The 25,143-nt window shown below is 58.5% G+C and carries 20 protein-coding genes; 13 read left to right on the forward strand and 7 right to left on the reverse strand.

The features are described from left to right. Positions 1-8: 8 nt before the first annotated feature. From HF949_RS09755 to HF949_RS09765, 3 genes are all read right to left on the reverse strand, one after another. Entirely contained in the window at positions 9-401 is a 393-nt protein-coding gene (locus HF949_RS09755) for a hypothetical protein (protein ID WP_366931258.1), read from the reverse strand. Between the two features lie 63 nt (positions 402-464). Then, positions 465-1,286, reverse strand: a complete 822-nt coding sequence (locus HF949_RS09760; RefSeq protein ID WP_292894457.1) for a glutathione S-transferase family protein — start codon at positions 1,284-1,286, stop codon at positions 465-467. A 3-nt stretch (positions 1,287-1,289) separates the two neighbouring features. Continuing rightward, positions 1,290-1,739: a cupin domain-containing protein gene (locus HF949_RS09765; RefSeq protein ID WP_292894460.1), complete on the reverse strand. Its 450-nt coding sequence runs from the start codon at positions 1,737-1,739 to the stop codon at positions 1,290-1,292. Positions 1,740-1,852: 113 nt separating this feature from the next. On the opposite strand from HF949_RS09765, the gene HF949_RS09770 reads away from it, so the two are divergent. The 7 genes from HF949_RS09770 to HF949_RS09800 all read left to right on the forward strand — a co-directional run bounded on the left by HF949_RS09770 (position 1,853) and on the right by HF949_RS09800 (position 8,980). Next, entirely contained in the window at positions 1,853-2,803 is a 951-nt protein-coding gene (locus HF949_RS09770; RefSeq protein ID WP_292894463.1) for a LysR family transcriptional regulator, read from the forward strand. A 129-nt stretch (positions 2,804-2,932) separates the two neighbouring features. Next, entirely contained in the window at positions 2,933-3,412 is a 480-nt protein-coding gene (locus tag HF949_RS09775) for a DUF805 domain-containing protein (protein ID WP_292894466.1), read from the forward strand. Positions 3,413-3,639: 227 nt separating this feature from the next. Continuing rightward, entirely contained in the window at positions 3,640-3,984 is a 345-nt protein-coding gene (locus tag HF949_RS09780) for a DUF3592 domain-containing protein (protein ID WP_441338358.1), read from the forward strand. Continuing rightward, complete coding sequence (locus HF949_RS09785; RefSeq protein WP_292894469.1) at positions 3,977-4,492, forward strand: DUF3592 domain-containing protein; 516 nt, start codon at positions 3,977-3,979, stop codon at positions 4,490-4,492. Before HF949_RS09780 ends, HF949_RS09785 begins: the two co-directional genes overlap by 8 nt. Further along, positions 4,489-4,827, forward strand: a complete 339-nt coding sequence (locus HF949_RS09790; protein WP_292894472.1) for a hypothetical protein — start codon at positions 4,489-4,491, stop codon at positions 4,825-4,827. The genes HF949_RS09785 and HF949_RS09790 overlap by 4 nt, the downstream gene beginning before the upstream one ends. A 10-nt stretch (positions 4,828-4,837) precedes the next feature. After that, entirely contained in the window at positions 4,838-5,461 is a 624-nt protein-coding gene (locus HF949_RS09795) for a hypothetical protein (protein ID WP_292894475.1), read from the forward strand. A 156-nt stretch (positions 5,462-5,617) separates the two neighbouring features. Then, on the forward strand, positions 5,618-8,980 hold the full coding sequence (locus HF949_RS09800; RefSeq protein ID WP_292900114.1) for an autotransporter domain-containing protein: 3,363 nt from the start codon (positions 5,618-5,620) through the stop codon (positions 8,978-8,980). Positions 8,981-9,259: 279 nt separating this feature from the next. Here the strand turns inward: HF949_RS09800 and HF949_RS09805 are convergent, their stop codons facing one another. Further along, entirely contained in the window at positions 9,260-13,975 is a 4,716-nt protein-coding gene (locus HF949_RS09805) for a PKD domain-containing protein (protein ID WP_292894477.1), read from the reverse strand. Between the two features lie 382 nt (positions 13,976-14,357). Here HF949_RS09805 and HF949_RS09810 point away from each other — a divergent pair, with 382 nt between their 5' ends. From HF949_RS09810 to HF949_RS09835, 6 genes are all read left to right on the forward strand, one after another. Next, positions 14,358-15,827, forward strand: coding sequence for a sensor histidine kinase (locus HF949_RS09810; protein WP_292894480.1), 1,470 nt, complete (start codon positions 14,358-14,360; stop codon positions 15,825-15,827). Between the two features lie 11 nt (positions 15,828-15,838). Continuing rightward, complete coding sequence (locus HF949_RS09815; protein ID WP_292894482.1) at positions 15,839-16,531, forward strand: response regulator transcription factor; 693 nt, start codon at positions 15,839-15,841, stop codon at positions 16,529-16,531. Positions 16,532-17,219: 688 nt separating this feature from the next. Next, positions 17,220-18,227 (forward strand): IS481 family transposase, encoded by a 1,008-nt coding sequence (locus tag HF949_RS09820; protein ID WP_441338360.1) that lies wholly within the window; start codon positions 17,220-17,222, stop codon positions 18,225-18,227. 49 nt (positions 18,228-18,276) lie between these two features. Beyond that, entirely contained in the window at positions 18,277-18,849 is a 573-nt protein-coding gene (locus tag HF949_RS09825; protein WP_292900116.1) for a tyrosine-type recombinase/integrase, read from the forward strand. Then, entirely contained in the window at positions 18,846-19,520 is a 675-nt protein-coding gene (locus HF949_RS09830) for a hypothetical protein (RefSeq protein ID WP_292894488.1), read from the forward strand. The genes HF949_RS09825 and HF949_RS09830 overlap by 4 nt, the downstream gene beginning before the upstream one ends. Before the next feature lie 70 nt (positions 19,521-19,590). After that, positions 19,591-19,788, forward strand: a complete 198-nt coding sequence (locus HF949_RS09835) for a helix-turn-helix transcriptional regulator (RefSeq protein WP_292894490.1) — start codon at positions 19,591-19,593, stop codon at positions 19,786-19,788. Between the two features lie 944 nt (positions 19,789-20,732). Here the strand turns inward: HF949_RS09835 and HF949_RS09840 are convergent. From HF949_RS09840 to HF949_RS09850, 3 genes are read right to left on the reverse strand one after another with little or no spacing between them, the layout of a single operon-like run. Then, the gene (locus HF949_RS09840; protein ID WP_292894493.1) at positions 20,733-21,794 is read right to left on the reverse strand and encodes a hypothetical protein; all 1,062 of its coding nucleotides are present in this window, start codon (positions 21,792-21,794) and stop codon (positions 20,733-20,735) included. Continuing rightward, the gene (locus tag HF949_RS09845; RefSeq protein WP_292894496.1) at positions 21,791-22,537 is read right to left on the reverse strand and encodes a hypothetical protein; all 747 of its coding nucleotides are present in this window, start codon (positions 22,535-22,537) and stop codon (positions 21,791-21,793) included. The genes HF949_RS09840 and HF949_RS09845 overlap by 4 nt, the downstream gene beginning before the upstream one ends. Beyond that, on the reverse strand, positions 22,534-25,131 hold the full coding sequence (locus HF949_RS09850) for an N-6 DNA methylase (RefSeq protein ID WP_292894499.1): 2,598 nt from the start codon (positions 25,129-25,131) through the stop codon (positions 22,534-22,536). Before HF949_RS09850 ends, HF949_RS09845 begins: the two co-directional genes overlap by 4 nt. Positions 25,132-25,143 lie beyond the last annotated feature (12 nt).

The raw sequence follows: 25,143 nt of genomic DNA on the forward strand, positions 1-25,143 counted from the left end.
AGCGGACGTCACGCTGCCCTGCTGGCTGACCGTTCCGCTCTGCCCGTGAATACGATGAAAACAAATAGACCCATGGCCAGAATGGTGACCAGAGACCCGGCGATGGCCAGGCCCTCTGTGACGCCTTTGAGCGCAAGCACGATGCCAGGCACAATCATCCACAGGCCGAGCGAGGCCATCGCGAAATGGAGCCCTGCGAGCCTGCCTTCGGCCGCCTGAGGAACGTTGTGATAATAAAGCCCGCTCATGCCCAGCGTCACCCAGCCGATGAGGTTCAGATGAGCATGGGCGGAAGCCAGTGAATGATCCTGCGAAGAAGCCATATGTATGCCGAATGCCATGCCGGCCAGCGCATAGAGGCTGGCGCTCAGGAAAAAAAGAAAAGCTATACCGCGCATCATGTTATCTCCCATTGATGTGTTTGCGCTGCGGAAAGGCGGGCGGCGTTGGTTGTCGAGGCCGTCTCATGCGAGCCCCAGGTCCCGATCGCTTGCTGCCTGCTCATATTTGCTGGCCGGCGGCCAGGGCCGGTCTCGCCAGTGCGGATGAGCCGTGAAACTGGAGATGGATCGGCCGGGAGGCAGGGCGCCATTGCCCAGCCCGAGCGCATAATCGTAGTAGAGCTTGATGATCTCCTCGCGGCTTACCTGCTGCGCGGCGGGATGAGCGAGACAGGCGTCGCGCCAGCGTGAGACGCGGGCAAAGCCAGGTTCATCCGGCAATGCGAAGTCCTCGTAGTAGTCCAGAAACCAGAAACGCGCGAAGATCGGGGTGAACACCACTTCGGCCAGACCGAACTTGTCGAACAGAAACCCGTCAGCCTGATCCGCCTCAGATCCGTACGCGAGCAGGAAGTCGTTGAGATCCCTGTAGAGATCGAGCAGCTGTTTGTGCTTGCCATCACGCGCGTCGCGATCCTGGTTCATAACCAGCCTGTAGCCCGCCGTGATAAAGGGGCCTTCCTTCGCGATCAGCATGCGTTCGATGGCATGCTCGAAAGGATCGATACGCCGCACTGGCGGCCCCGCGGTAATCTCTTCGAGATAATCGAGGATCACCAGACTTTCCTTGAGAATGCCTCCCTGTGGCGTTTCAAGAACCGGTAGTGCGGTGGTGCCGCGTGTTTTCTCAAGTAACTCCGGATCGCGCGGCCGGGTGATATCGACGACCTGGAACTCGACAGCCTCGATCTGTCCCTTCAGGGCCAGCAGGATTTCCAGCCGCTGCGAGAAAGGGCAGGCCGGGATGTGGTAGACAATCGGTCTTTCATTCTGTCGGGATGACATGAGCTACTCCACACCGAGAGGCGGGCCGGTGAACCGCATGTTGTGGCGCAACGCCGCTTCATTGATCCGCTCCATGTCGTCGGGAATGCGGAACTGTTCCCTTACCATCTCGACAAAGAAGTTCTCGAACCCGCCGGGGGTGAAGATCACCAGATGGCGGCTCGGTTCGCCGGCCGAGGCGCGAAAGGTATGTTCGCGGCCACGCGGAATAAAGACACTTTCCCCGGGCTCGCAGGTGAAGCTCTTCCCCTCGAGCCAGAAATCGCATGAACCCTCGATGAGCACGAAGGTCTCGTCCTCCGCCTCGTGCACATGGCGGGGTGGGCCGAACCCGGCCGGAGACCAGCTGTCGACGATCGACATGGCACCGCCCGTCTCGGTCGGGGAGAGTATGGTCTTGTAGCGAACCCCGTTCCACGTGAAGACGCCGGGGCCGGTCAGTGCATCAGGCATCGTTTCCTCCATGAACCCAGGTCAAGGAAACGAAAGCGCTCTCGTCATTGCATTGTGTAGCAGGGTGGAATTAATCTGAAAAATCGTTTGATTGGATAGAGTCTATCGATAAAATGAATTTTGCGACATTCGACCTCAATCTTCTGCGTGTTCTCGACGCATTGTTGAGAGAAGGCTCCACGGTGAAGGCAGGGGAGAGGCTGGGTATGTCGCAATCAGCGGTGTCGGGCGCGCTTGGTCGGCTCCGCCATGCGCTGAATGACCAGCTGTTCGTGCGCCATGGCCAGGGTTTGCGGCCCACCGATTATGCGGTCTCCCTGTCTCTGCCGCTCAATGCGGAGCTTGCCCGTCTGGAAGCGCTATTGGCACCGCCGGCATTCGATCCGGCCGCCAGCACGATGAGTTTCAAGCTGGCTGGGGCAGATTTTTTTGCCGAGATGCTGATGCCCGAGCTTGCCCAGAAGCTACGGGTCGCAGCACCCCGGATGCGCATGCAGCTGATTGACCTGGTGCCGAACAGCTACCTGGATTCGCTGGAGCGCTATGAGGCCGACATGGCGCTCATGCCGGATCTGGATTTTCCCGAATGGACGGATCGTCGTCCGCTCTTCCACTCCAGCTATACGGTCATCGCAGCGGCTGACAACCCGGTACTGGCCCGGGCAGGCGTGCAGCCTGGAGAAGTGCTCGACATGGACTTGTTTTGCGAACTGGGACACCTTCTGTTTTCGCCCGAAGGCAAACACGCGGCCGCGGGCGATGCGGCACTGGCGCGTGTGGGACGCAGCCGCAGAGTTGTCATGACCATGCCGGTCTTCTCGGGCATTTGCCGTGTGGTGGGCGAAAGCGAGTTGATCTCGCTGATCCCGCACCGGCTGGCCGAAAGGCTTGCCCCATCGCAGAATCTGACGCTCTACAAACCGCCAATGCCCATCGACCCAGTCCTGATTGTGGGCGTGTGGCACAAGCGGACGACGGACAATCCGGCTCATCGCTGGATGCGAGGGCTGATCGCAGACATTCTGACGCCGCTTAATGAGGGCGAGCGCCCGGTGCCTGTTTGAACGGGCGCCCATCTGATGTGGCGCCTCACACAAACGTCGCATGACCGGATGGTTTCCCCGGCCTAAGATCCTTTGCAGATGAAGTAATGAGCTTGAAAGACGGTGTTTGTGCACCGCGGTTGGGGAGCGATGGATCTTTTCACCAAATTTGAGGGACGCATTTCGCGCCGGCGTTTCTGGCTTGGATTTGTCGGCATTGCGGCGATGGCGATGATCGCCGGTCTTGGTATTATGTTTCTTCTGCCCGAAGGGACTGTTCTGGTTCTGGGGCAGGTGCTGTTGTCAGGCGCCATCGTCTACATGTGGTCGGCAGTGGTGGTGAAGCGGCTGCATGATCGCGGAAAGCCCGCTTTGCCATGGGTCGTCATCTTCATGGCCCCCGGCGTGATCATGCAGGTGATGAGCATTCTCAAGATCGGCTATTCTGCGGTGGAACTGGGGGGCACCAGCGTCATGGTACCGGGAGTTGCGGCCATGGCTGTGATGTGGGCCGCCATGGCGGTTGCGCTTTGGATGATCGTCGAACTGGGGTTTCTCAAGGGGACGCAGGGGGACAATACCTATGGTCCTGACCCGCTCCGCACAATGCACGAAGCTCAGGCGACCTGAGCCGGGAAAGCGCTTTGACGCATTAGAGGCATCACCCAATGATACACACCGCCCTGATCCGGTTGAACATGACGCAGCTCTATCTGCTGCGAACCGGACCGGACGGAAAGCGTGAAGCGTCGTGACGGGTCTGGGTTCTCATCTTTCTGGCTCCTGTGCTGTTTCTGGGAGCTGCCGCCTCGATCGCATGGGAAACCCGCAGCTTTCTGCACAGTGCGGAACGCACCATGGGGGAGGTCGTTCATGTCTATGCCTGGGACGGTTGGAATCCTTGGGATGGCGTGACGACGGACTACAGCCCGGTTTTTCGATACCGCTTTACAGATGGTGAGATGACTCAGGCCAGCACCGGTCAATCTTCCCCCAACTGGAATTTTCCAGTTGGTTCGCGGCACGAAATATTCTTTACACCGGACCGCAAGCGGGATGTGCGTCAGAACAATTTCGAACAGCTTTGGGCTGTGCCTGCGGTGATTGCGGCTATGGGACTTGTGCTGCTGGTGCCGGCGTTCATTGCGACGTTCCTTGTCCTGCGATGGTTGAGAGCGCCCCCGAGGGTGGCTCATGGTTGAGGCGACGCCCCCGGAACGAAACGGCTCGGCTGTCGGACCATGGCGGCGTCTTGCCGAAACCGCCGTTCTGCTGGCTCCCTTTGCTGCTGCGTTGCTTTACGGGTTCTGGAGCTTCACGTCGTCCGACCGCCACTATGGCGCGCTCGACAGGTCCGGTGTCGAGACAATGGCCACCATCCTTGACAAGCGCGTGGTGCGCCACGGTACGGATCGCCCGAGATATCGCTATGAGATGACGATCGGTTTCACCGTGGGCGAAACCATGCGCCGGGGTACTGTTCAGGTTTCCTCCGGCTTTTACGAGCGCCATGAACCGCCTCAGCGCGTCCCGATCCGATATCTGCCAACAGACCCGCAGATCCGGTCGATTGACCCGGCCATGCACGGCAAGTCCATGCGGAATGCTATGACCATAGTTTTGCTGCTTCTGTTCATCGGCCTTGTTAACCTGGGCATGGCACGCAAGGCCAGATACGGTCGAACGTCTGTGAAGAGGGCAGGGCGATGACGATTTATGGCGTCCCAATCGCTGATGTCGCATGGACAACCTGGTGGATGCTGGGCTCTGCGGCGATCACATTCATCGGATTTATCGGCTGGAAGATCAGCTCTTTCTTCACCGGAGCGAAGGCCATGATAGAGCAGGATGCGGCAGGTCCCCGATACAGCTGGCTGCGTGCAAGGATATTGCCCGGCTATCTCGCCAATCAGCCTTTCAAGAGCAGCGTTTTATCGCGCCAGTTGCAGGGCGGGGTGAGCAGGTTCTTCTTTTACCTCCTCCTTGCCGGACTGGCCGGTCAGGTTGGTTTCTGGCTCTTCGCCATCAGTTTCATGCAGCAATAGGAGCTTCGTCATGCGCCGCATCCTCATCGGCCTTCTTGTGATTTTTCCGCTCGCCACCCCGGTGCAGGCCGGCTGCAAAGAAGATATCCAGGCCATGCTCGCTGCCGGTGAGAAATGGGAGAGTTACCGCATTGAAACCCGGACTCTCATGGGCGGTGTGACCGTACAGCATACGCAGCAATGGTTTCGAGATTACAGTCATTTTCATCAGGCTGTACGCGAGACCGGCGTCCATTGGCTGGTGCTGGGGTCTGAGGAATACACCTCCCACGACGGCGAGACGTGGCAACGCTCTCAGATGCGCAAGGAAAACTGGCTTGAGGAAACGCTGGCGCGCAATGCAATCCTCCGGGAAACCATCCGTGAGACTTCCTGCGACACGGAGACGATCGACGGCATCTCCCTTGTGCGATTTTCGCACACGCAGGAGACGATGGAACCTGTGAGGTCCGTTTCGCATGTGACCACCCTGCTTGATCCCAAAACCATGCGCCCGGTCGAGCGGCACATGAAAACCATGACGCCGGCGCAATCCATCCAGCAAGGGGACACGCGTGCCGAGATCATGGAATCCCGGATCGAGATGATGGTCGATTACTTCTGGGACGAACCCATCACCCTGCCAGCCCCCTGATGCCCGCAAAGGGTGGCGATAATCTACCCGCGATCGCACAAACGTCGCATGCCGCCTCAAGCCTCCACGCGTAAAAACGTCAGACTCGCGACAGTTGATTTCAAAACTGTTTCGGGCAGCGCGAGGTTTTTTCAAGGGGAATGCGACGTGCAGGAAATGTCCAACCACGGTGAGTTGAGAGAGCGCAGACAGGTTCGCCGCACTGTACAAGCTTCGTTCATGGCGCTGATGACGTCGACCACGCTACCCGTGTCGGCACTGGCGCAGGCGGTTATTGACGGAGGAGCCACGGAAACTGTTTTCGGAACGGGCGGGGGAACCCAGCCAAACACATGGAACATCGGCGATACACTGACCGTGGGAAATCTCGGTCTCGGAACCCTGATCATCTCCGACGGAGGTGTTGTCAGCAACACGCTGGGGATACTCGGCGCAACGCCGACGGGGAACGGCAAAACCGTCATCACGGGCGCCACCTCGCAATGGCTGAACAGCTCGACGCTTTATGTGGGTTCGCAAGGGGTGGGCACACTCAACATAACGGATGCGACGGTAGAGGCCGCCGCCATTCTGATCGCGCAGGGCAACGACACGCAGGGTACGGTCAACCTGATCGGTCCTACAGCCCAACTGAACGCCAACAGTGCCAACATGATTGTCGGCTTTTCCGGCCTAGGCACTCTTGAAGCCAGTACCGGCGCCTCTGTCTTTGCCGGCGCTGATCTCCTGATAGGCTATTCGGCAGGCGGCGGGGGCAGCTTCGCCACTTTGGATAATGCCACGTTGACGGTGACCGACGATACGAGAGTGGGGCGCATTGAATCCGGTGCGCTCAATATCCAGAATGGTGCGACATTTCTCTCCAACGGATTTGTCACGATTGGTGAAGGGGGTGGATCGGGAACTTTGACTGTCTCGGGAGCCAGCTCGAACTGGACTTTGGGTGCAGACACCTATGTCGGCACGGGCGGTATCGGCCAGATCACTCTCTCAGACGGTGCGGCGGTTCTTGGAAACCATAGCAATCTGTATCTCGGGTCTCACGATAGTTTGGGGCTGGGCACCCTGATAATCGACAATGCAGGCTGGACAGACGCGGGCGAGATCACTCTGGGGGCAGATGTCGGTGCCAGCGGTACACTCACCCTGTCGTCAGGAGGCACGCTCTCGTCTTCCGATTATCTGTTTATCGGCGATCTGGGTGATGGCACGACGCTTGTCACCGGTGCCGGCTCGCAGCTCACGACAGATCTCGGCGTTTATCTGGGCAATTCCGATGGGGGCACCGGCCTGCTGACCATCGCCGATGGCGGCGAGGTGAGCACCACCGATGTCAAGGTTGGCGCGCGACAGGACACGGTCGGAACAGTGAGTGTTTCTGGCCCGGATTCGGAGCTGAATGCCGATGGCGAATTGATCGTTGGGGATGAAGGCAGAGGCGCACTTGCCATCACCGGCGGAAAAGTCTCGGCCACCTCAACCATCACGCTTGGCTATGCGCCCATGGGCGAGGGGGCGGTTCTGGTCAGCGGTCCGGATGCCGGTTTGGCTGGCGACCACCTTTTCGTCGCGGAAGAGGGCGCCGGCACGCTGACAATCGCGGCAGACGGAACGGTGACCGTCGCCAACAGAGCCTATCTGGGCTTCAACGCGACCTCTGAGGGAACTCTCAATATAGGCGCTGCCGCCGGGGAGGCTGCAGTTGCACCCGGTAATCTTGATGCCCCGGAATTGTGGTTCGGTGACCACGAGGATGCGAAACTGTTCTTCAATCACACCGGGAGCGCCCACGAATTCGCAGTCGACATGATCGGTGAAGGCCGGCTCTACCAGCTTGCAGGAGAAACCGTGTTGACGGGAGATTCTTCGGGCTTTACCGGCGTTTCGCAGGTCTCCGGAGGCGCGCTTTTGGTCAATGGGAGCCTTGGCGGCAACGTGGTTTCTCTCAATGGAGGCATCGTCGGCGGGACAGGGACATTGACGGGGCTCGCCATAACGGCATCGGGCGGACGGCTAGCGCCGGGCAACTCGATCGGGACCTTGAGTGCGGCCAGTGTCCTCTTCGATCCAGGTTCGGTCTATGAGGTCGAGCTTGCGGACGGCGGTTTCACTGCCGGTACGCACAACGACCATTTGGACGCCGCCGGCTCGGTCACGATCAATGGAGGTATGGTGCATGTCACACCGGAGAACGGGATCGATGACGGGTCGACCTATACGCCCGGAACCTACACCATAATCTCGGCTGGCAGCTTGAGCGGTTCATTCGATACGTCCCGCCCAACCGATGACTATGTGTTTCTTGATTTCACGCTCGAGTACGACGCAACCAATGTCTATCTGCATTCAGAGCAGGCGGTGTTTTTCTCCGATATCGCCAGCACACCCAATCAGCTGGCGGTAGCAGGACCTCTCGAGGCTCTGGGCCGGGGCAATGCCCTCTACGACGCGTTGCTCGGTATTTCCGGCAGTGAGGACGATGCCCGAGCAGCATTCGACGATCTCACAGGCGAGATCCACAGCTCCATGAAAACTGCGCTTCTGGAAGACAGCCGCTTCCCGCGAGAAGGGGCGATGAACCGGCTTCGGGACACGCTGGGAGGGATTGGTGCCGATGGAAATGCCGGTGCGGCTGCCGAAGCAGACTATTCGATGTTTGAAAGCCCGGGTCTGTGGGCGCGTGGCTTCGGCGCACGGGGACAATCGGATGGCGACGGGAATGCCACCGCGCTGGACCGCAGCATTGGCGGTTTGTTGGTGGGGGGTGATGCAGCGTTCCTGGACACTTATCTGCTTGGTGTCTTCGGTGGCGTTTCCCGTTCTCGCTACGGAGTTGACATGCGCTCGTCATCCAGCACCGCTGACGGCTATACACTTGGCATTTATGGTGGCGGACACTGGGGCGGGTTCAGTCTGCAAGGGGGCGTTTCTCATGGCTGGCACAGGCTGGAAACCAGCCGCGCGGTGGCGTTCACCGGCTTCTCGGATCAGGTGTCGGCCAGCTACAATGCACGGACGCTGCAAGCCTGGGGTGAAGCAGCCTATCACGTTGACGCTGGTGGCGCCCGGCTGGAACCCTTCGCCAACCTTGCTCATGTGCGACACTCCACCGATGGTTTCTCCGAGAGGGGAGGCTCTGCCGCTTTGAGCGTGACAGCTGGTTCGGACACGGCCACCTTGACGACGCTTGGTCTGCGCGCTGAAACTGACATTGCATTGGGCGGCAGATGGGGCGGCAGACGGGGCGGCGGATGGGGTGGCATGAATGCTTCCCTGAGCGGAGCGGTCGCCTGGCGACACGCCTTCGGTGAGACGCCGACCTCTCAGGTCTCGTTCGCCGCCGGCGGGGAGGGCGTTCCGATAGCCGGAGTGCCACTGGCGCGCGACGTGCTGGTTCTGGATGCCGGCCTGGAGATGACGCTTGGCAGCGCCGCCACGCTGGACTTTTCGTATGGCGGGCTGTTTGGTTCCGGAGTGGATGATCACTCAGGCACCGTCACATTGAACGTCCGGTTCTGAGGTGGCGATAAATCCGATCCGGCGATTAGAGCGGTTCACCGTTTCACGGAAACTCTGTTCGGCACTACCTATCAGTTTTTCCGCATTTGTGCTGACGTCAGGTGTTTCCACCTGATTGCAAAACGCTCTAGCGAGTGCCCTTCAGCCCTGCGTAGGTAGTGATCCGGACATGGCACCCGGTGCGAAGAACGGGCATCTGGCGAGATATCCCAGACACCCGTTGTTGCCGCCCGTGCACGCGATTGCGAATGAAGCAGTGATCGAGCTTTCAAGCCAGCGTCAAAAGGCGATTCTGTACTTCAGACCGGCACCGTATTTTTCGTAGTCTCCCGAGCCCAGACCGTCATAGTCGAAGTCGAGCGCCAGTTTCCCGCCATTCTCGAAGAGATAATCAACGCCGATCCTGAAGCCCAGTCGTGCGCCATCCGTTGCGGAGGTTACCGATGCTGCTTCCCCGCTGCCCGATGTGCTGGCAAATGTGAGGGGTACGCCACCCCGCAATGTCAACGCGCCGAAGGGAACGTCGATCGGCATTGAGGCGTCAAGGCTCAATTCGAGCGAGTTCATGGTGATCGACTGGTCGGGAATGACGTTGCCCAGACTGTCCGTATAGGAGCGCTGCCGGTCAAAAAGATGAACGGCGTCAAGGCTGGGTGTCAAGGTGATCAGACCGAGCGATATGTCGCCTGCCACCGTGACGCGGAAGAGTCCACGCTGCGTTCTGACGGTATCCGTATAGGTCCCGAAAGGTGCGTGACTGTTCCGGCTCTGGCCGAGCAATGCCTGCGCACTGAAATAGAGCGGATGCCCGGGCAATCGGCCAACCAGATAGGGACCGGCCAGCCAGCCCGTGCCGGAAATGGAAGTATCCTCGTTTTCATGCGCCAGATGATCGACCTGAACCATAGCGCCGGCCGCAAGATGTGGCGTCAGCTCGAAATGGGTCCCGGTGCTCAGATGCACATACCGGTTCGTGGTACCTGAATTCTTCGACCAGGACGCCGACAATTCAGCCCAAATAGGATCTGTTGGTCGCGTGGCGAAGGTGAGGTTTCCGTCTTCGGATGTCGCCTGAGCACTAAGAGAGCCACTGCCATTCCCGCGATAAAGCGCGATGAGGTCCGGCTGACCGCTGATCAGTTGTGTGGCGCGCGCCTGCATGAAACGCGCCATCTGCTGCTGCGTTTCCCGCACAGTGGCATTAGAAACCACAACCGTTCCCGAAGCCAGGTTTGTGTTCCCGGCGGCATCGCTTGCAACGCCCGACGGCACCGACACCGACAGATCCCCTTGTCCCGAAGCGACTATGGTTGCGTGATACAGGGTGGCTGCTCCGCTCAGCGAACGGACGTGCCCGTTCAACACCGCGATGTCTGCACTGGAAAACCCGAAAACCGGCTCGGAGAAGAGGATTTCCACGACGACACTCTCGCCCGCCACGACTTGCGTGTCCGGTCCGGTCACGGAAACGCTGGGGCGCGTTGTATCGCCATTTGCAGCAACGGTTATCTCGACCTGATCCGTTGCCGAAGCAAAGCCGTCATTCACCTCCAGATCGAAGGTCAGAACGACATCGGGGGCACCGGTAGCGAGCGTTGGAGCGTTGAATGTGGGGGAGACGCTGGCCGCGCCGGTAAGCGTTACCGCGGGCCCACCCGTCTGTGTCCATGCATAGCTGAGAGGTTGTCCCGCATCATTGGATGAGGACCCTGATCCGTCCAGTGTGACGGACGCTGCCGAGACAACCGCCTGGTCAGCGCCTGCATCAGCCGTCGGAGGCGTATTGCCCGGCGCAGTAACGGTAATTCCCACACTGTCTGTCGCGGTCGCGAAGCCATCGTCAACTTCAAGTTCGAAGACCAGAACTTCGTCCGCATCGCCAATGGAAAGGGCGGGGGCCGTGAAGGATGGCGAAACACTCGTCGCGTCTGTCAGCGCGACCGACGGGCCGCTGGTCTGTACCCAGCTGTAGGTCAGCGGCTGCCCCAAGTCATTCGCAGAAGACGATGTGCCATCCAGTATAACTGATGCCCCGGAAGCAACTGTCTCGTCAGAACCGGCATTCGCGGTCGGCGGTGTGTTGCCGGGTGCCGAAACCGTGATCGTAACCGAATCAACTGCTCCCGAAAAACCGTCATTCACAGTGAGATCAAACACCAGAACTTCATCAGCAGCGCCAATGGCAAGGTTCGGAGCCAGGAAGGATGGTGATGCAGTTGTCGCCCCCGTCAACGTCACCGATTGACCGCTGGTCTGGGTCCAGGAATAGGTCAATGCCTGCCCGCCATCATTGGCGGAGGAACCCGATCCGTCCAGTGAGACAGACGCGCCAGAAGCAACTGTCTGGTCGCTACCGGCATCGGCCGTGGCGGGGGTGTTGGGTGGTGCGGTCACGGTGATGGTCACGTAATCAGTGTCCAATGAAAAACCGTCATCGACCAAAAGCTCGAAAACGAGAACCGCGTTGGCATCACCGATCGTCAGCGTTGGGGCCGTGAACGTCGGCGTGGCTGTGCTGGCCCCGGTCAAGGTCACCGATGGGCCGCTGGTCTGAGTCCAGGAATAGGTCAGTGTCTGCCCGCTATCATTGGCTGAGGATCCTGAGCCGTCGAGTGTAACCGGATTGCTGGAGCCAACCGTCTGGCTCGCCCCTGCATCTGCAGTGGCAGGAGTATTGCCGGGGGCACGAACCGTCACGGACACTGAATCCGACGCATTCGCGATGCTGTCATCAACGGTAAGCTGAAAGACGAGAACCTCGTCGGCATCGCCAATCGCCAGCGTGGGGGCCGTGAAGGACGGGGTGGCAGTCGATGCGCCTGTCAGGGTGACAGTCGGGCCACTCGTCTGGGTCCAGGCGTAGGTCAGGCTTTGCCCACTGTCCGGGTCGGAGGACCCCGTTCCGTCCAGTGAGACCGACGCACCGGAGGCTACGGCCTGATCCGTGCCGGCATCTGCCGTTGGCGTTGTGTTGCCGGGAGCCGTCACCGTGACGGTGATTGAATCCGTAGCTCCTGCCACGCCGTCATTCACGGTGAGGTCGAAGGTCAGAACTTCATTCGCAGCGCCGATAGCGAGCGTCGGGGCGGTGAAGGAAGGCGTGGCTGTCGAGCCACCGCTCAAAGTCACCGATTGACCGCTGGTCTGCGTCCAGGAGTAGGTAAGTGTTTGACCGCTGTCATTGGCTGATGAGCCGGTCCCGTCCAGCGAGACTGGCGCACCGGAGGCAACGGTCTGATCCGAGCCTGCGTCCGCCGTCGGCGGCGTGTTTGGCGGAGCTTCGACAGTGATGGAAACGGAATCTGTCGCCGTCTCGATGCCGTCATTCACCTCAAGTTCAAAGACGAGCACGGCGTCCGGCGCCCCGGGGGTGAGTGCCGGCGCGGTGAACGACGGGGTAGCGGTTGTCGCGTTCGTCAGCGTCACTGCCGGCCCGCTCGTCTGGCTCCATGCGTAAGTCAGGGTCTGGCCGCCATCATTGGCGGACGATGCCGAACCATTGAGCGAAACCCCATCCGCGGAGGTGACTGTCTGGTCAGGCCCGGCATTCGCGGTCGGTGGGGTGTTGGGAGGCGGTGTAACGGTAATGGTCACAGTATCCGATGCCGCTTCCATGCCATCATTGACCGTCAGCTGGAAGATCAGGATCGCATTCGCTGCACCGGGCGCAAGTGTTGGAGAGGTGAAGGACGGTGTCGCCGTTGAGGCCCCCGACAGGGCGACTGCAGGTCCGCTGGTCTGGTTCCATGCGTAGGTCAGGGTCTGGCCGCCATCATTTGCTGATGAGGCGGATCCGTTGAGCGAAACCGCACCCCCGGAGGTGACCGTCTGGTCAGACCCTGCATTCGCGGTTGGCGGGGTGTTGGGAGGCGGTGTAACGGTAACGGTCACGGTATCGGTGGCCGTTTGCGACCCATCATTGACGGTAAGCTGGAATACCAGCGTCGCATTCGACGCTCCCGGAGAGAGCGTCGGAGCGGTGAAAGACGGAGTGGCGGTGGATGCCCCTGACAGGGTCACAGCAGGACCGCTGACCCTGCTCCACGAATAGGACAATGTCTGCCCGCTATCATTGGTAGAAGATGCCGCGCCATTCAGTGCGACTGCCGCACCGGAGTTTACCGTCTGATTGGAGCCCGCATTGGCGGTAGGCGCTGTGTTGGTCGTGTCTCCGGAAATGGTGAAAGTGAAGGGGTCTTCATCTGCATCATTGTTTCGAAGCGTCATTGTGGCAACTCTCGAACCCGGTGCTCCCACCGGAGAGAAGCGAACGGTGAAGGTGCCCGAACCGCCAGGCGCGATCGATGATGGAGGAGGGGATGTGATGGTGAATTGCGAGGCATTTGCCCCGGAGAGGCTGGCGCTGGATACGGTCAAGGTGCCCGTGCCGACATTCCGGATGCCGAAAACCCGGTTGATCGGATAAGAGCTTGCGGAAATGGTTGAGCCAAAATGGGTCCAGTTTGCCGTGTCGGTGGACGTTGTGCCATCCGTAATCGGTTGTGCATTGCCGGTGATCTCGATCTCGGGCTTGGCTACGCAATCAGGATCGCTCGCCATGTCGATGAAGGTATAGCCGCGGGTTCCGCTGGCTGGACCGACCCGATCAGCTGCATTGACTGGGCTGCGCGCGTCAGACCAGACGGACCCGTCATCCCAGTTATCCCGCAGTCCCAGATAGACATTGCTGGTTCCTGTAATGAGAAATTGATCAAGGACCTCGACGATGTCGCGCTGCGTGGGCATCTGTCCCACAGGCGCATTCAGATAGGCTGGAACGGTGGACCGGGCATTACCAGAGGCCTCATCCCAGACAATAAGCTGGAGGAATCTGCCAGCCTCACTATCGGTATTGTAGGCCGTCCAGTCGACGACAATTTCGGTGGTCGTGGCATTGGCGTAGGGCCCGGCGATACATTTTCCATCCTGCCCGTTGAACGAGAGCGACACGGAGGGGTTGGTCCAATCGGCGTTGGCATGTTGGATGCCGGACATGAGTGCCGCGCCTGTCAGAGCGGCGGTCGCAACGCCGCGAACCACTCTGGGGAGCGTGTCGCTACACGTTCCGAAAATCTTCCTGAACGCCCCTTTGAAAAACGGATCTCTCGACAACGGCATTTCCCCCACGCAACACCTGACCGCCCGAGACCTTGCTCACCCTGCTGGTGGGCCCTGATGAAGAACATCGATTTTCGGGCATGATCACATCAGATACGAAGAGTCCTGCCAGTGATTCCAGCTACCAATTCTGACCAATTCTGACCAATTCTTGCGGCGGGCGATTCCGTTAATAAAACCCCCACAAAAAACTTCCTTAAGGGCGGTGTTGTTCTGAAAGAATCTTGCGATAGCCGGCAAAATGGGCCAACACGTCTGCATGCTGGATTTGAAGACGCTATTGCTGCTCGAAGTCTGCACGACTGCCTTGCAGGCCTTTGCATGGCTTCTGGTATGGCGGTCCTGGCGTTATCTTTACGAACTGAAGCTTATCGCCGCTGGTTTCAGCGCCATTGCGTTGGGCTTGTTTCTCCTGATGCTGCGTGGGCCTGATCCCCATCCGCTGCATCTTTTCGTCGACAACATGACTATCAAGCTCGGATTGGTTTTACTGGCAGACGGTATGGCGAGGTTCCTCGGCCATCCGGGGTGTCTCAGGGTCGGGCTGGTCATTCTTGCGGTGCATACGGCGCTCTGGTGTCTCGCCATGGCGCTGGCTCCGCACGACCTGTCTTTGCGTATTCATGCCTCCACGGCATTTACCCTTGCCATGATGGGGATGATGATCCGGATCCTCTATGTCGATAGGGGACAGCCCGCATTCCTGCGCTGGATCACGATTGCGCTTCTGGCGGAGTATATCGGTGCCAGTCTGCTCCAGAGTGCGCTTGCATTCTGGTCCCCGCATCTGGTTGCCAGCGCGCCGATCGTGAGCAACATCAACAGCTGGTACTTCTTTCAGGGGCATCTGTTCATGGTGGGGCTGTTCATCTGCATGCTCTTCATGGTCGGGATGCGGCTGTCCATCGACCTGCGCGACAGGAACGCGGCGCTTGCGGAGGAAGTGACTGAACGGCGACGCCTGGAAAGTGAGCTCTCTGCCAGTCTTGATGAGGAAAAGGCCGCCCGTGAAGAACAGCGCCAGTTCATGCATATGGTGAGTCACGAGTTTCGCACGCCTCTGGCTGCCATACGCTACGCCACAGAGATGCTCGGCGTCATGATCCAGAAGCCACCGGACGCGGTTGCAAAGCGTTTGACTGGCATCGATGCGTCCGTTTCTCGCATGACCCAGCTCATTGACCGCTTTCTGTCTACCGAGCAGCAGGTGGGAAGCACGCTCAAAGTCGAGAAGCTCAACCCATTACAGCTGACACGGGAAATCCAGCAGTACTTTGGGCATATCGGTCAGAATCAAAGGCTGCAGATGAGACCACTCGTCGATGTCCCTGATTACTGGGGTGATGTGGAGATGTTGCGGACCGTCATCGTCAATCTGATTGACAATGCACTAAAATATTCACGGTCCGATAGGCCTGTTGAAGTGGCGTTTTCCAGACGGAACAATCTTCTTGTCGTGGAGGTGGCAGATCGCGGGATAGGCATACCGGATGGAGAGCTCAGCCATGTGGGGCGGCGGTTTTTCAGGGCCTCAAACACCCGAAGAACGGCCGGCAGCGGCCTGGGTCTTTACACGTGCAGAAAATTGATCGGATATCATCGGGGGGCGTTGGATCTGCGGCCGCGCCGTGGGGGAGGAACCATCGCGACCATACGCCTGCCGATCCCCGGTCTGGAACCTAAAACACCTGAAAACGAAACTGCCGTGGGGGAGACAGAAAGGGCATGAACCGAATTCTTGTGGTCGAAGATGACGATTCGCTGCGCGGAGATCTGGTAGACTATTTATGCCTTCAGGGTTTCGACGCGACCGGTATCGGCACCGCGGGCGAGCTTGCGGACGCATTGCGAGGGGGCAGCTTGCCCGATCTTGTCATTCTCGACATTGCGCTTCCCGATGGCGACGGCTATTGCCTGGCAAAGGACATCCGCTCAAAGCTGAACTGCGGGATCATCATGCTGACTGCGCATGGGGATACCGAGAGCCGTGTGCGTGGCTTTGAAAGTGGCGCCGATATCTATCTGGTCAAGCATACGGCACTGCGGGAGATCGCGGCGGCGGTCCACAGCCTGTTGCGGCGGCTGCCGCAGGAGCGGACTTCCAGGGAGGCATCGCAAGAATGGGTTCTCGATGCGGTGGGCTGGGTCTTGCAGGCTCCGGACGGACAGGCAATCAAGTTAACCGCGACCGAAAAGACTTTCGTTGAAGCCTTGATGGGGAACGCGGGCAAACCGTGCTCCAGGGAAGAGCTGGCCCGCGTCTTGTCCCGGCGGCAAACCACCTTCGAAAACCGCCATCTCGACGCCGTTGCCAGCCGTTTACGACGGAAAATATCCACTCATACCAACACTGACGCGCCAATAAAGTCTGTATACGGGATTGGCTATTCCTTCAGCGCGATCGGCACGATTGGCAACAGAAGGTCCGAGTGAACGCAAACGGGGTACCTTCCGGGCCTGGGAACGGGTCTGGCCTGGTGGGGAGAGCTGAATGCCACGGCGCTTCGCTTTGAGAGCAGCGCAGGCTGGCTGCAAGGCTTCTCACCATCCGCGTTTGACCAATCGCGCAATCATGAAGCTCAGCAGGCCTTCGCGATCGGATTTCCCGAACGATCAACCCTCTGCGGGTGAAGCGGGACAACAGTTATTTGGATGAAAGGCTCAGCATTCCAGATCGCTTCACCGTTTCACGGAAACGCTGCTCCGTTCTATCTATCAGTTTTTCCGCATTGTTGCGCACGTCAGGTAATTCCACCTGACTGCAAAATGCTCTAATGGACTGCATTCCTGGGGACGTTACATTGGCTTGTCTTCAAAGGCGCTGCAGATCCTTGGGGAAGGGGAGGCTAGGCAGCTCTGGTCCTACAGAGTTGGAGGCGGATTTTCAGGATCTATCCCACTGTTCGCCGCTCTGAGTGTGGCTTTGGCTCTCGAAGGAGAGCGGCAGATTCTGAACGGCCAGAACCGCAGAATGTCTCAGCCCGGTCTTCCAGCCCGGTGCAACGCCGCTCATTCTATCGGAACGCTGAAACAGCCCAAGTCTATGATGAGCTTATCGAGAGATAGGTGACACTTCATACCGGACACATGGTTTACACATCTCGCATTTGGGGGAACCCGAATGCCTTGGAAAGAGTGTAAGCCAATGGACGAACGTCTCAGATTCATCGCTCGTCTGCTTGAAGGAGAGCAGATGGCGCCTCTTTGCCGGGAGTTCGGCATATCACGGGTCACCGGCTACAGGATTTTCGAGCGCTACAAGGAGTGTGGCCTTGACGGGTTGAACGACCGCTCACGGCGACCCTATCGCCAGGCCAACAGGCTTCCCGTCCAGATCGAGCGCTGCATCCTGGGTCTGAAGCGCGAACATTCATCCTGGGGGGCGCCAAAGATCCGCGACAAGCTGATCCGGCAATATCCGATGATCAAGCCCCCCGCCATCAGCACGGTGCATGCGGTGCTCGACCGGCACGGCCTGGTCACGCGCCGCAGACGGCGCCGTTACAAGGCCCGGGGGACTGCTCTCCGCAGCGCAGTTSAGGCGAACGGCCTTTGGTGCGCCGACTACAAGGGAGAGTTCAGGCTCGGCAACCGGCAATATTGTTACCCCCTGRCCATCACCGATTATCATTCGCGCTATCTGCTGGCCTGCGAAGGCTTGACCTCGACGAAGTCGGACTTCGCCTTCTCCGTTTTCGAGCGGGTTTTCAGGGATTTCGGAGTGCCAGSCGCAATCCGTACCGATAACGGCRCRCCCTTCGCCAGCCCGCATGCGCTGTTCGGATTGAGCAGGCTGTCTGTGTGGTGGYTGCGTCTGGGTATCACAATCGAACGCATCAAACCCGGTCATCCGCAAGAGAACGGGCGCCACGAGCGCATGCATCTCACCCTCAAGAAGGAAGCCGCAAAGCCGGCCGCCTTCAACTTCCTGCAGCAGCAGGAGCGCTTCGATCGCTTCATCGAGGTTTACAACAATGAAAGGCCCCATCAGGGACTGGGCGGTGCCTATCCGGGCGAACTCTATACACCGTCACCCCGCGCCTATCGGCCGCCCGACGAACCGGACTACCCGCTCCATGACCGCACCGTGCGTGTCACACGATGCGGCAGAATGGCGCGGACACCTTGATCAGATTCTGCCGCCACCGAAACGGCTTGTGCGCGGCCATCACGCTGCGATGCCTTTCGGTGATGTCGCTGACTTCTTGAAGAGACTGAACAAGGTGGGCGGCGTGGCAGCGCGGGCATTGGAGTTTACGATCTTGACAGCCGCGCGATCAGGAGAGACGCGAGGAGCCTCTTGGAGGGAGATCGATCTTAAGGCAAAAATCTGGACGATACCGGGTTCGCGAATGAAGTCTGGTCGCGAGCATCGGGTGCCTTTGTGCAATTATGCCCTTCAAATACTTGAGGCGATGGGCGACCGCGCCATTGATGACCTTGTCTTCGCTGGAGCAAAGCAGGGACGACCGCTTTCAGACATGAGCCTCGCCAAGGCGCTGAAATCGGGGGGCGGTGGCGATTTCACCGTTCACGGCTTCCGAAGCTCGTTCCGTGACTGGGTGAGTAAAGCAACGAATTTTCAGCGTGAGGTCGCTGAGGCCGCACTCGCCCATGCGGTCGGTGATAGCGTCGAACGCGCGTACAGGCGCGGTGATGCGCTTGAGAAGCGCAGGCAGTTGATGGATGCATGGGCAGCATATGTTACCGGAGCACCGGATGGAGTCGTGCGCCTGGATCGTGCGTCATGAAACCGTTCAAATACTCATCGGGCCAGATTGAGCAACTCAATGCCGCGGCAGGCGAGCGGCTAGATGGATACTGGCTAACGATGCTTGAGCAGCAATGTGAAGAGTACATTGATCGAGTGCACATGTCGCGCTCAGGCGGTGGAGCTGATCGATCCGTCAGAATCCGAAATTTTGAAGAAGTGTTGCGCGAACTGCCTCTTTGCGAACGCACTGAAAAATCGCTTGATGATTTGTTTACCCGTTTTCTTTCGTCGAACCTGCCCCCTATGAAATCGATGGCCGCGGTTGCTGTTTCCGGGCGCGTAGATTGGGTGGACTACAATCGATACATCGCGCGCCGCGAAATACGGCAGCTAATCAAAATGCTGGAGTTCAAATCTGCAGAGGAAGTGGACGCGGCATACCGTCACAAGCTGCCTCGAAATGACCTCTTTGTCGGAGCCTTTCTGGTGTGGACGGATCTGAAGAACTTGCCTCCGGCGACTGCACCAATATCTGACCCGTTGGAGACCCCCGCTCAGCGTTTCATCAAGGCTGCTACCCTTCCGGCATTGAAGCTAGGGCACGATCATTTGGGGGGCAGTCGAAACAGGGAATACCCTGATGGCAAGACAATAGTGGCCGCCATACGGGCCTTTCAGAGTACGAAAAAACGCGCTTCAGAATATTAAGTAATCTTTCGTATCGGTATGACCGCGAAAGCTGGAATGTTCACCTCGCACGATACAAAGAGGTGAAAGAGTGACTGAGAAACCTGCACTTATCTCGTTGAATGATGCTTGCCGCCTCACAAGTTTGAGCAGGACAGCAATCAACCGGGCCCGACAGGCAGGCCGTTTCCCACAAGCCGTTTGTCTTGGTGAGAAGCGCGTGGCCTTCGTTCGAAGCGAGGTGGAGCAATGGATCGCTGATCGCATTGCCTCCCGGGTCCAGGCTTGATGCCAGAAAGCGGGAATGATCGCGGCATCAAGTGAATTCTAGTTCATCGCCCTGGCCGGCGCTGAAATCGCTTCTTTCCAAATCCCACAAAATCGCACCTGCTGTGTCTGCTCGGAGGTTCCCGGCAGTGGAGGCGACGTTTTGTGCCTAATTGGCGGTCTTCTCATGATCTTGCCCCGCCGATGGTCCGTCAGGGCCTTTGATGAAGATCATCCGGTTCGCCCCGGCCAGAAGCGGGGAACTGAAAAATCGCGGGTTCAGGTGTGCCCATTCCTTCCCGCGGCCTTGAGACCGGGCATCCCCCGGAGGGTGATAGGCGGCTTGCTATGTCATCGGGATGACGACCTGACCAGAGCAAGCCGTGATGGAGCCCAGAAAACCATCAGCGGACAAAGCGGGGACAACGCTTTGGCTCTTCTGCGGAAGAGCAGGGAGAAACCAAGTACGCGGCCGGAGACGGCTCCCCATCGTCAGGGGCTTGAGAGGTAACTATATGCACTCTCAAGGCGGAAAGGGCTGAAGCTATGCGCAGACGTTATCAGCTGGGCTAGTACGATCGCCATCCGAGCACAAGCGTCGAACGGCAGGTGTGAATACCACTTTGAGGAGGCCAGGTTCTATTAATCCTGATCATTGGGCGGGTGCGTGGCAGCGCATCATTCGCATGATTTTTCGATGGACAAATACACACTTCGGATTCGCATTGAGCGCAGACCTACAGAGGGTAGGTCTGAACCCTTGCTCCGTGAGCATCTGAGTGAGAAGCGAACGCTTATACCTCGTTGGCACCATGCCCCCACGAGCAGGTTCTTTCCCTCGGGATCATTACGCGGGTGCGTGGCAGCGCACTATTTAAGCGAATTCATACATTTAATTTCTTCGTTTCGGATTCTGAATATCGATGGGGTATTGCAGGTGAATGAGGCTGATTGATCCGCAATCTGTCAGCGTCGTTTAACACCCGGCTTTGCCACCTCGAACTCTTCAACCAAGAAATCCACAGTCGCCTGGTCACGCAGCTTGCAGACGATATTCTGGTTGGCGAAGGCGCCCTTGAACCATTTCGCCTGAGACGGCTCTACCGTCTTACACCAATCGACGCCAACGACATGTTCCGCTCGGTCAGCCGGTTCACCAGCACGCTTCATTCGGGGTTCAGCAAGTGTCTGCTCGAAGAGCGGGCCGTCCGGTGTCATGAACTCAGAAGCAAGCTGTGCTTCGCTTGTGACCGTTCCGTAGCCGATATAGCCGTTGCCCTTGTCGTAGACGAATATCTCGTCGCCGACGGTTAGTTGCTCCAAGCGCTTGGTGTAGAATTCGCCGCCGCCGGCGCTGACGAAGCTGTAACGCTTCATGTCCGTCCATGAGCGGTGTTCGCCGAGACCGGCATTGACGAAATAGTACCCTGACCACGGAGGGCGAACCTTGCGCTCGGAACGCTCTTCCACCTCTTCCTGATCGAGCAGGAAATCCGTCGTCAGCCATTCCTGGCCGTTGGCTTCGAAGACGTTGAAAAAGACGGTGTTGATGGCAACGCCATGCTCTTCAGACAAATATTCTACGATCCGTCGGGACGCCGGGTCGAGTTCGCTTGCCACGATCAGCATGGAGTGGCTGCCATTGAGCTGTTCCGGAATGGCTTCGCCGAATTGCTCGCGAAATGCGGTCACCAGGCGCGTCTGGAGATACCGCTCAGCTCGCTCGTAAATCTGAGGAGTGGTCAGCTTGCGAACCCAGGAGGCATAATCAAGCACCTGCGCCACGATTTCGCGCGGGGTGCGGTCCTTCTTCAGTTCAATGATGATGAGAGCCCCGGAGGCGTCAAGCGCCAGAAGATCGATGAATTTGCCGTGGTCCGTCGGCACCTGCCGGCCGATCACCATAGCATTGAGGCCGAGTAGCGACGGATCGTCAGCAACCCAATCCTCGATCAGACTTTCCTTCATCAAGGCACGGCGCGTGGCCGGTTTCAGCTTGCCGTCAATAATGGAGTAGAGCGAGCTCATGCGGCCTCAGTCTCCTCGTCTGACGGGTATAGGTCGGCGAGCGTTTGGTGGAGCGTCTGGATCGCGGAGAAACCAGGTTCGCCAACCAATCCGCTGATGTCATAGTCACGACAAAAAGCGACGTCACTGGCGGACATGTAAAGCTCTTTTACCAGAACCTCTTCAATCTGCTGGGTGTCGTCAGTGTACTCCCGTTCCTCAGGGTCTTGCGAGGCAAGCAGGAAGGCCTTGTAGCCTTCTCCTATGGCCGGAGCGCTGTGGCGCTGGATTTCGTCAACTGTGCGTAATACATCACGCACCTTGCGGGCCAGTTCGTCTTCGGAGTTGAAGAAGATGTTGCCATTGGCATGGGCGGTGTCGTTGCGTTCGTCCACCAGCTTGGCATAGGTGCCGATTTTGGCGTTGTCACACTGGATCAGTTTCAGGAATCGCAGCGCTGAGCGCTCGTTCACTGCGCTGAAAACGAATGGCGAGGTCGCATTCATTAGGTCCTTCTCAACGTCCTTGTGAAACCCGATCATGGCCGTCTCAAACGCGTCAGGACGGATCAACCTGATCTGCCAGATGTTGAAATAGACAAAGCTCATGACCAGCATGTGGTAAGCGAGAAAGGCGAATTGATATTTACCGTGCTCGTTATTGGTTTCGAAGGCCTCCCAGAGAAAGCGGACATAGTCGCGCTCTTTGGTCGTGCGCCAGGACATCGGCAAATACGTTTCCAGCCGGGCAGCATCTTCGATCATGCGGCCGCCTCTGCCTTGGCCTCGCCCCAGACACGGGCAATGGTGTCCTCAATCTTTTTCTCGAAACGGACGATAAGGTCGCGGTTGCCGTTGACGAGGGCTTGCTCCGCTTCGATTTCGGCGACTATAGCCTGTTGCACGCTCAAATCCGGCTGTGGGATCAATTCTTCTTCTATCACTGCGCGCGGAACACGTTGGAGGCCGCCAGTTCCGGTCATCTTCGCTGACGCTCTTGCGCGGAACTCGGGCGTTGTTAACCAGTGAAATAGCCACGCAGGCAGGGTTTCATCACTCGCACGGACAACGTAAAATTCGCTCGACCCAAATCCGATGTTGTTCTCGAGCCCTTGCGCGATGCCTGCTTTACCGTTTTCGAAACAAGGTGTGACCTTGGCGACCAGGACATCGTTTTCGCGAAAGTACGTGTAGCGGCCCATGACTTCGCCAAGCGTCTTTGTCTCGACTGGATCAAAGCGGATGTCGTTTTCGTTGAGGGCTGACATAGGAACAAATGAGACGACCGTCGAAGGATTCACACCTCTTAGATCGCACTTCTTGGGGTTGACCTGTGCCACCTCTGAAAGCGGCCGCATCGGCCATTCTGGATCAAGCGGGATGTGAGGGCGGTAGTTGTCGACAACGGCGCGGGCGCCGTCGATGACGCGCTGATAGCCCTCCACCTCGGCCACAATCTCGCGCTGCACTTCAAGCGGCGGGAGGGGGATTTCCAACTCGCAAAACTTGCTCTTCGAGATTTCCGCGAATGTACCGCCCGTTGCCCAACTCTGCATAGTCGGCACAAGCTTCGTGACGGCCAAAGCGACATACTCGGGTAGCACCCGTGCTTCGTCTGCAATGACGATGTTCTTGAAGCCTTGGTTTGTAGCCAGCGGAACGCGGTTAATTGCAATTCGCCCGATGGTCGCGCGAGACGAAACCAGCACAGAGTTAGCTGGTAGGATCTTGGCAGATGAGCCTTTCAGGCCTGCCTCACTAATGGTTCGGACGGTACTCGTAATCTCAGTAATGAAATTTGAGGCGGGCAGGTCGACCAGCGTCGCCCATGGAAGCCCCCCGTCCCAATACTCGGGAACGTCGGATTTGGGGGTGCCTCCACTTTCAACCTTGAAAAGGGTTGTATCGCTAAGCGAAACCATCGGGAAGCCGGACTTCCCCACTTCTCGTGTTAAATACCGCTCGGCGCTCAATGCGATCGACCCTTCGGCCAGCAACTCTTTGCGCTCCACCGCAAAGCCAAGGTTGCTTTCCAGCCCTTCACCACTGCCCGCCCGGGCGGCATGCACCCACGTCACAAGCTCGGCCTTCACCTGCGCCAGTTGTGACCCTTTCACCGCCTTGCGCTGTGCGCCAAGGGTGAAGCCGTCATTCTTTATCTTAAAGAAAGCGACGTGTCCGCTGGCCTTGGCCACCGCGCGGTCGAGAATCAGGATCGAGGTCTTCACGCCCGAATAAGGGTTGAATACGCCTGCGGGCAGCGAGATGACGGCGGCGAGGTGATCTTCCACCAGCATCTTGCGCAGGGACACATAGGCGCTCTGGCTTTGGAAAATGATCCCCTCGGGCACGACGATGGCGGCGCGGCCGTTCGGCGTCAGGTGTTCCGCGATATAATCGACAAACAAAACCTCGCTGCGCTTGGACTGCACGCGGAAGCGGGTGTGTGGCTTGATCCCTCCCTTCGGAGACATAAAGGGCGGGTTGGCGAGAATGACATCGGCCGTCTCGGTCCATTTGTCTTCGCTGGTGAGCGTATCGTATTCCTCGACCTTCGGGTCAGCGAAGCCATGCAGGTAGAGGTTTACAAGCGACAGGCGCACCATATCGGGCGAGATGTCATAGCCTAGGATGTTTTGGGCAAGGCGGGCGCGGTCATCGGGCTGCAATAGATCGCCAGGATAGCGCATCGGACTTTCCAACGCCTGCTCGGCGGCGTCACCCTCAGTGCTGGCGCCATTGCCGTTCACCACATCGGTCGAGTTCTGCTTCAGGATATGCTTGTAGGCCGAAATCAGAAAACCTGCTGTTCCGCAGGCCGGGTCCAGAATGACCTCGTTCTTCTGCGGATTGATGATTTCCACCATGAAATCGATGATGTGGCGGGGTGTGCGGAACTGGCCTGCGTCCCCCTGGCTGCCCAGAACGGACAAGAGGTACTCGAACGCATCCCCGAGCTTCTCGCTGTGGTCGTAGGTGAAGCTGTTGATCTCTCGGAGGAAGGCGCGAAGGGTTTCGGGGTCGCGGTAGGGAAGGTAGGCGTTCCGGAAAATGTCGCGGAAGAGTTTTGGCAGCCCCTCGTTCTGCACCATATTCGTCAGCGCTTCCGAATAGGTATTGAGCATGTCCTGCCCAGACACGCCGAGGGCCATCAATTTCGCCCAGCGATACCGTTCGTAGTCTTTGGTGAAGAAACGCCGCTCTCCGCCTAGTTCCTCGGCCTCAAGGTCCATGTCGTCCATGAACTTATAGATCAGCGCGATGGTGATCTGTTCGACCTGACTTTTTGGATCGGGCACCTTGCCCACAAGAATGTCACGGCACGTATCGATGCGACGTTTGGTTTCTTTATCGAGCATTTCGGGCTTTCA

The sequence above is a fragment of the Nitratireductor sp. genome (genome assembly GCF_017794765.1).
Classification (GTDB): Bacteria; Pseudomonadota; Alphaproteobacteria; order Rhizobiales; family Rhizobiaceae; genus Nitratireductor.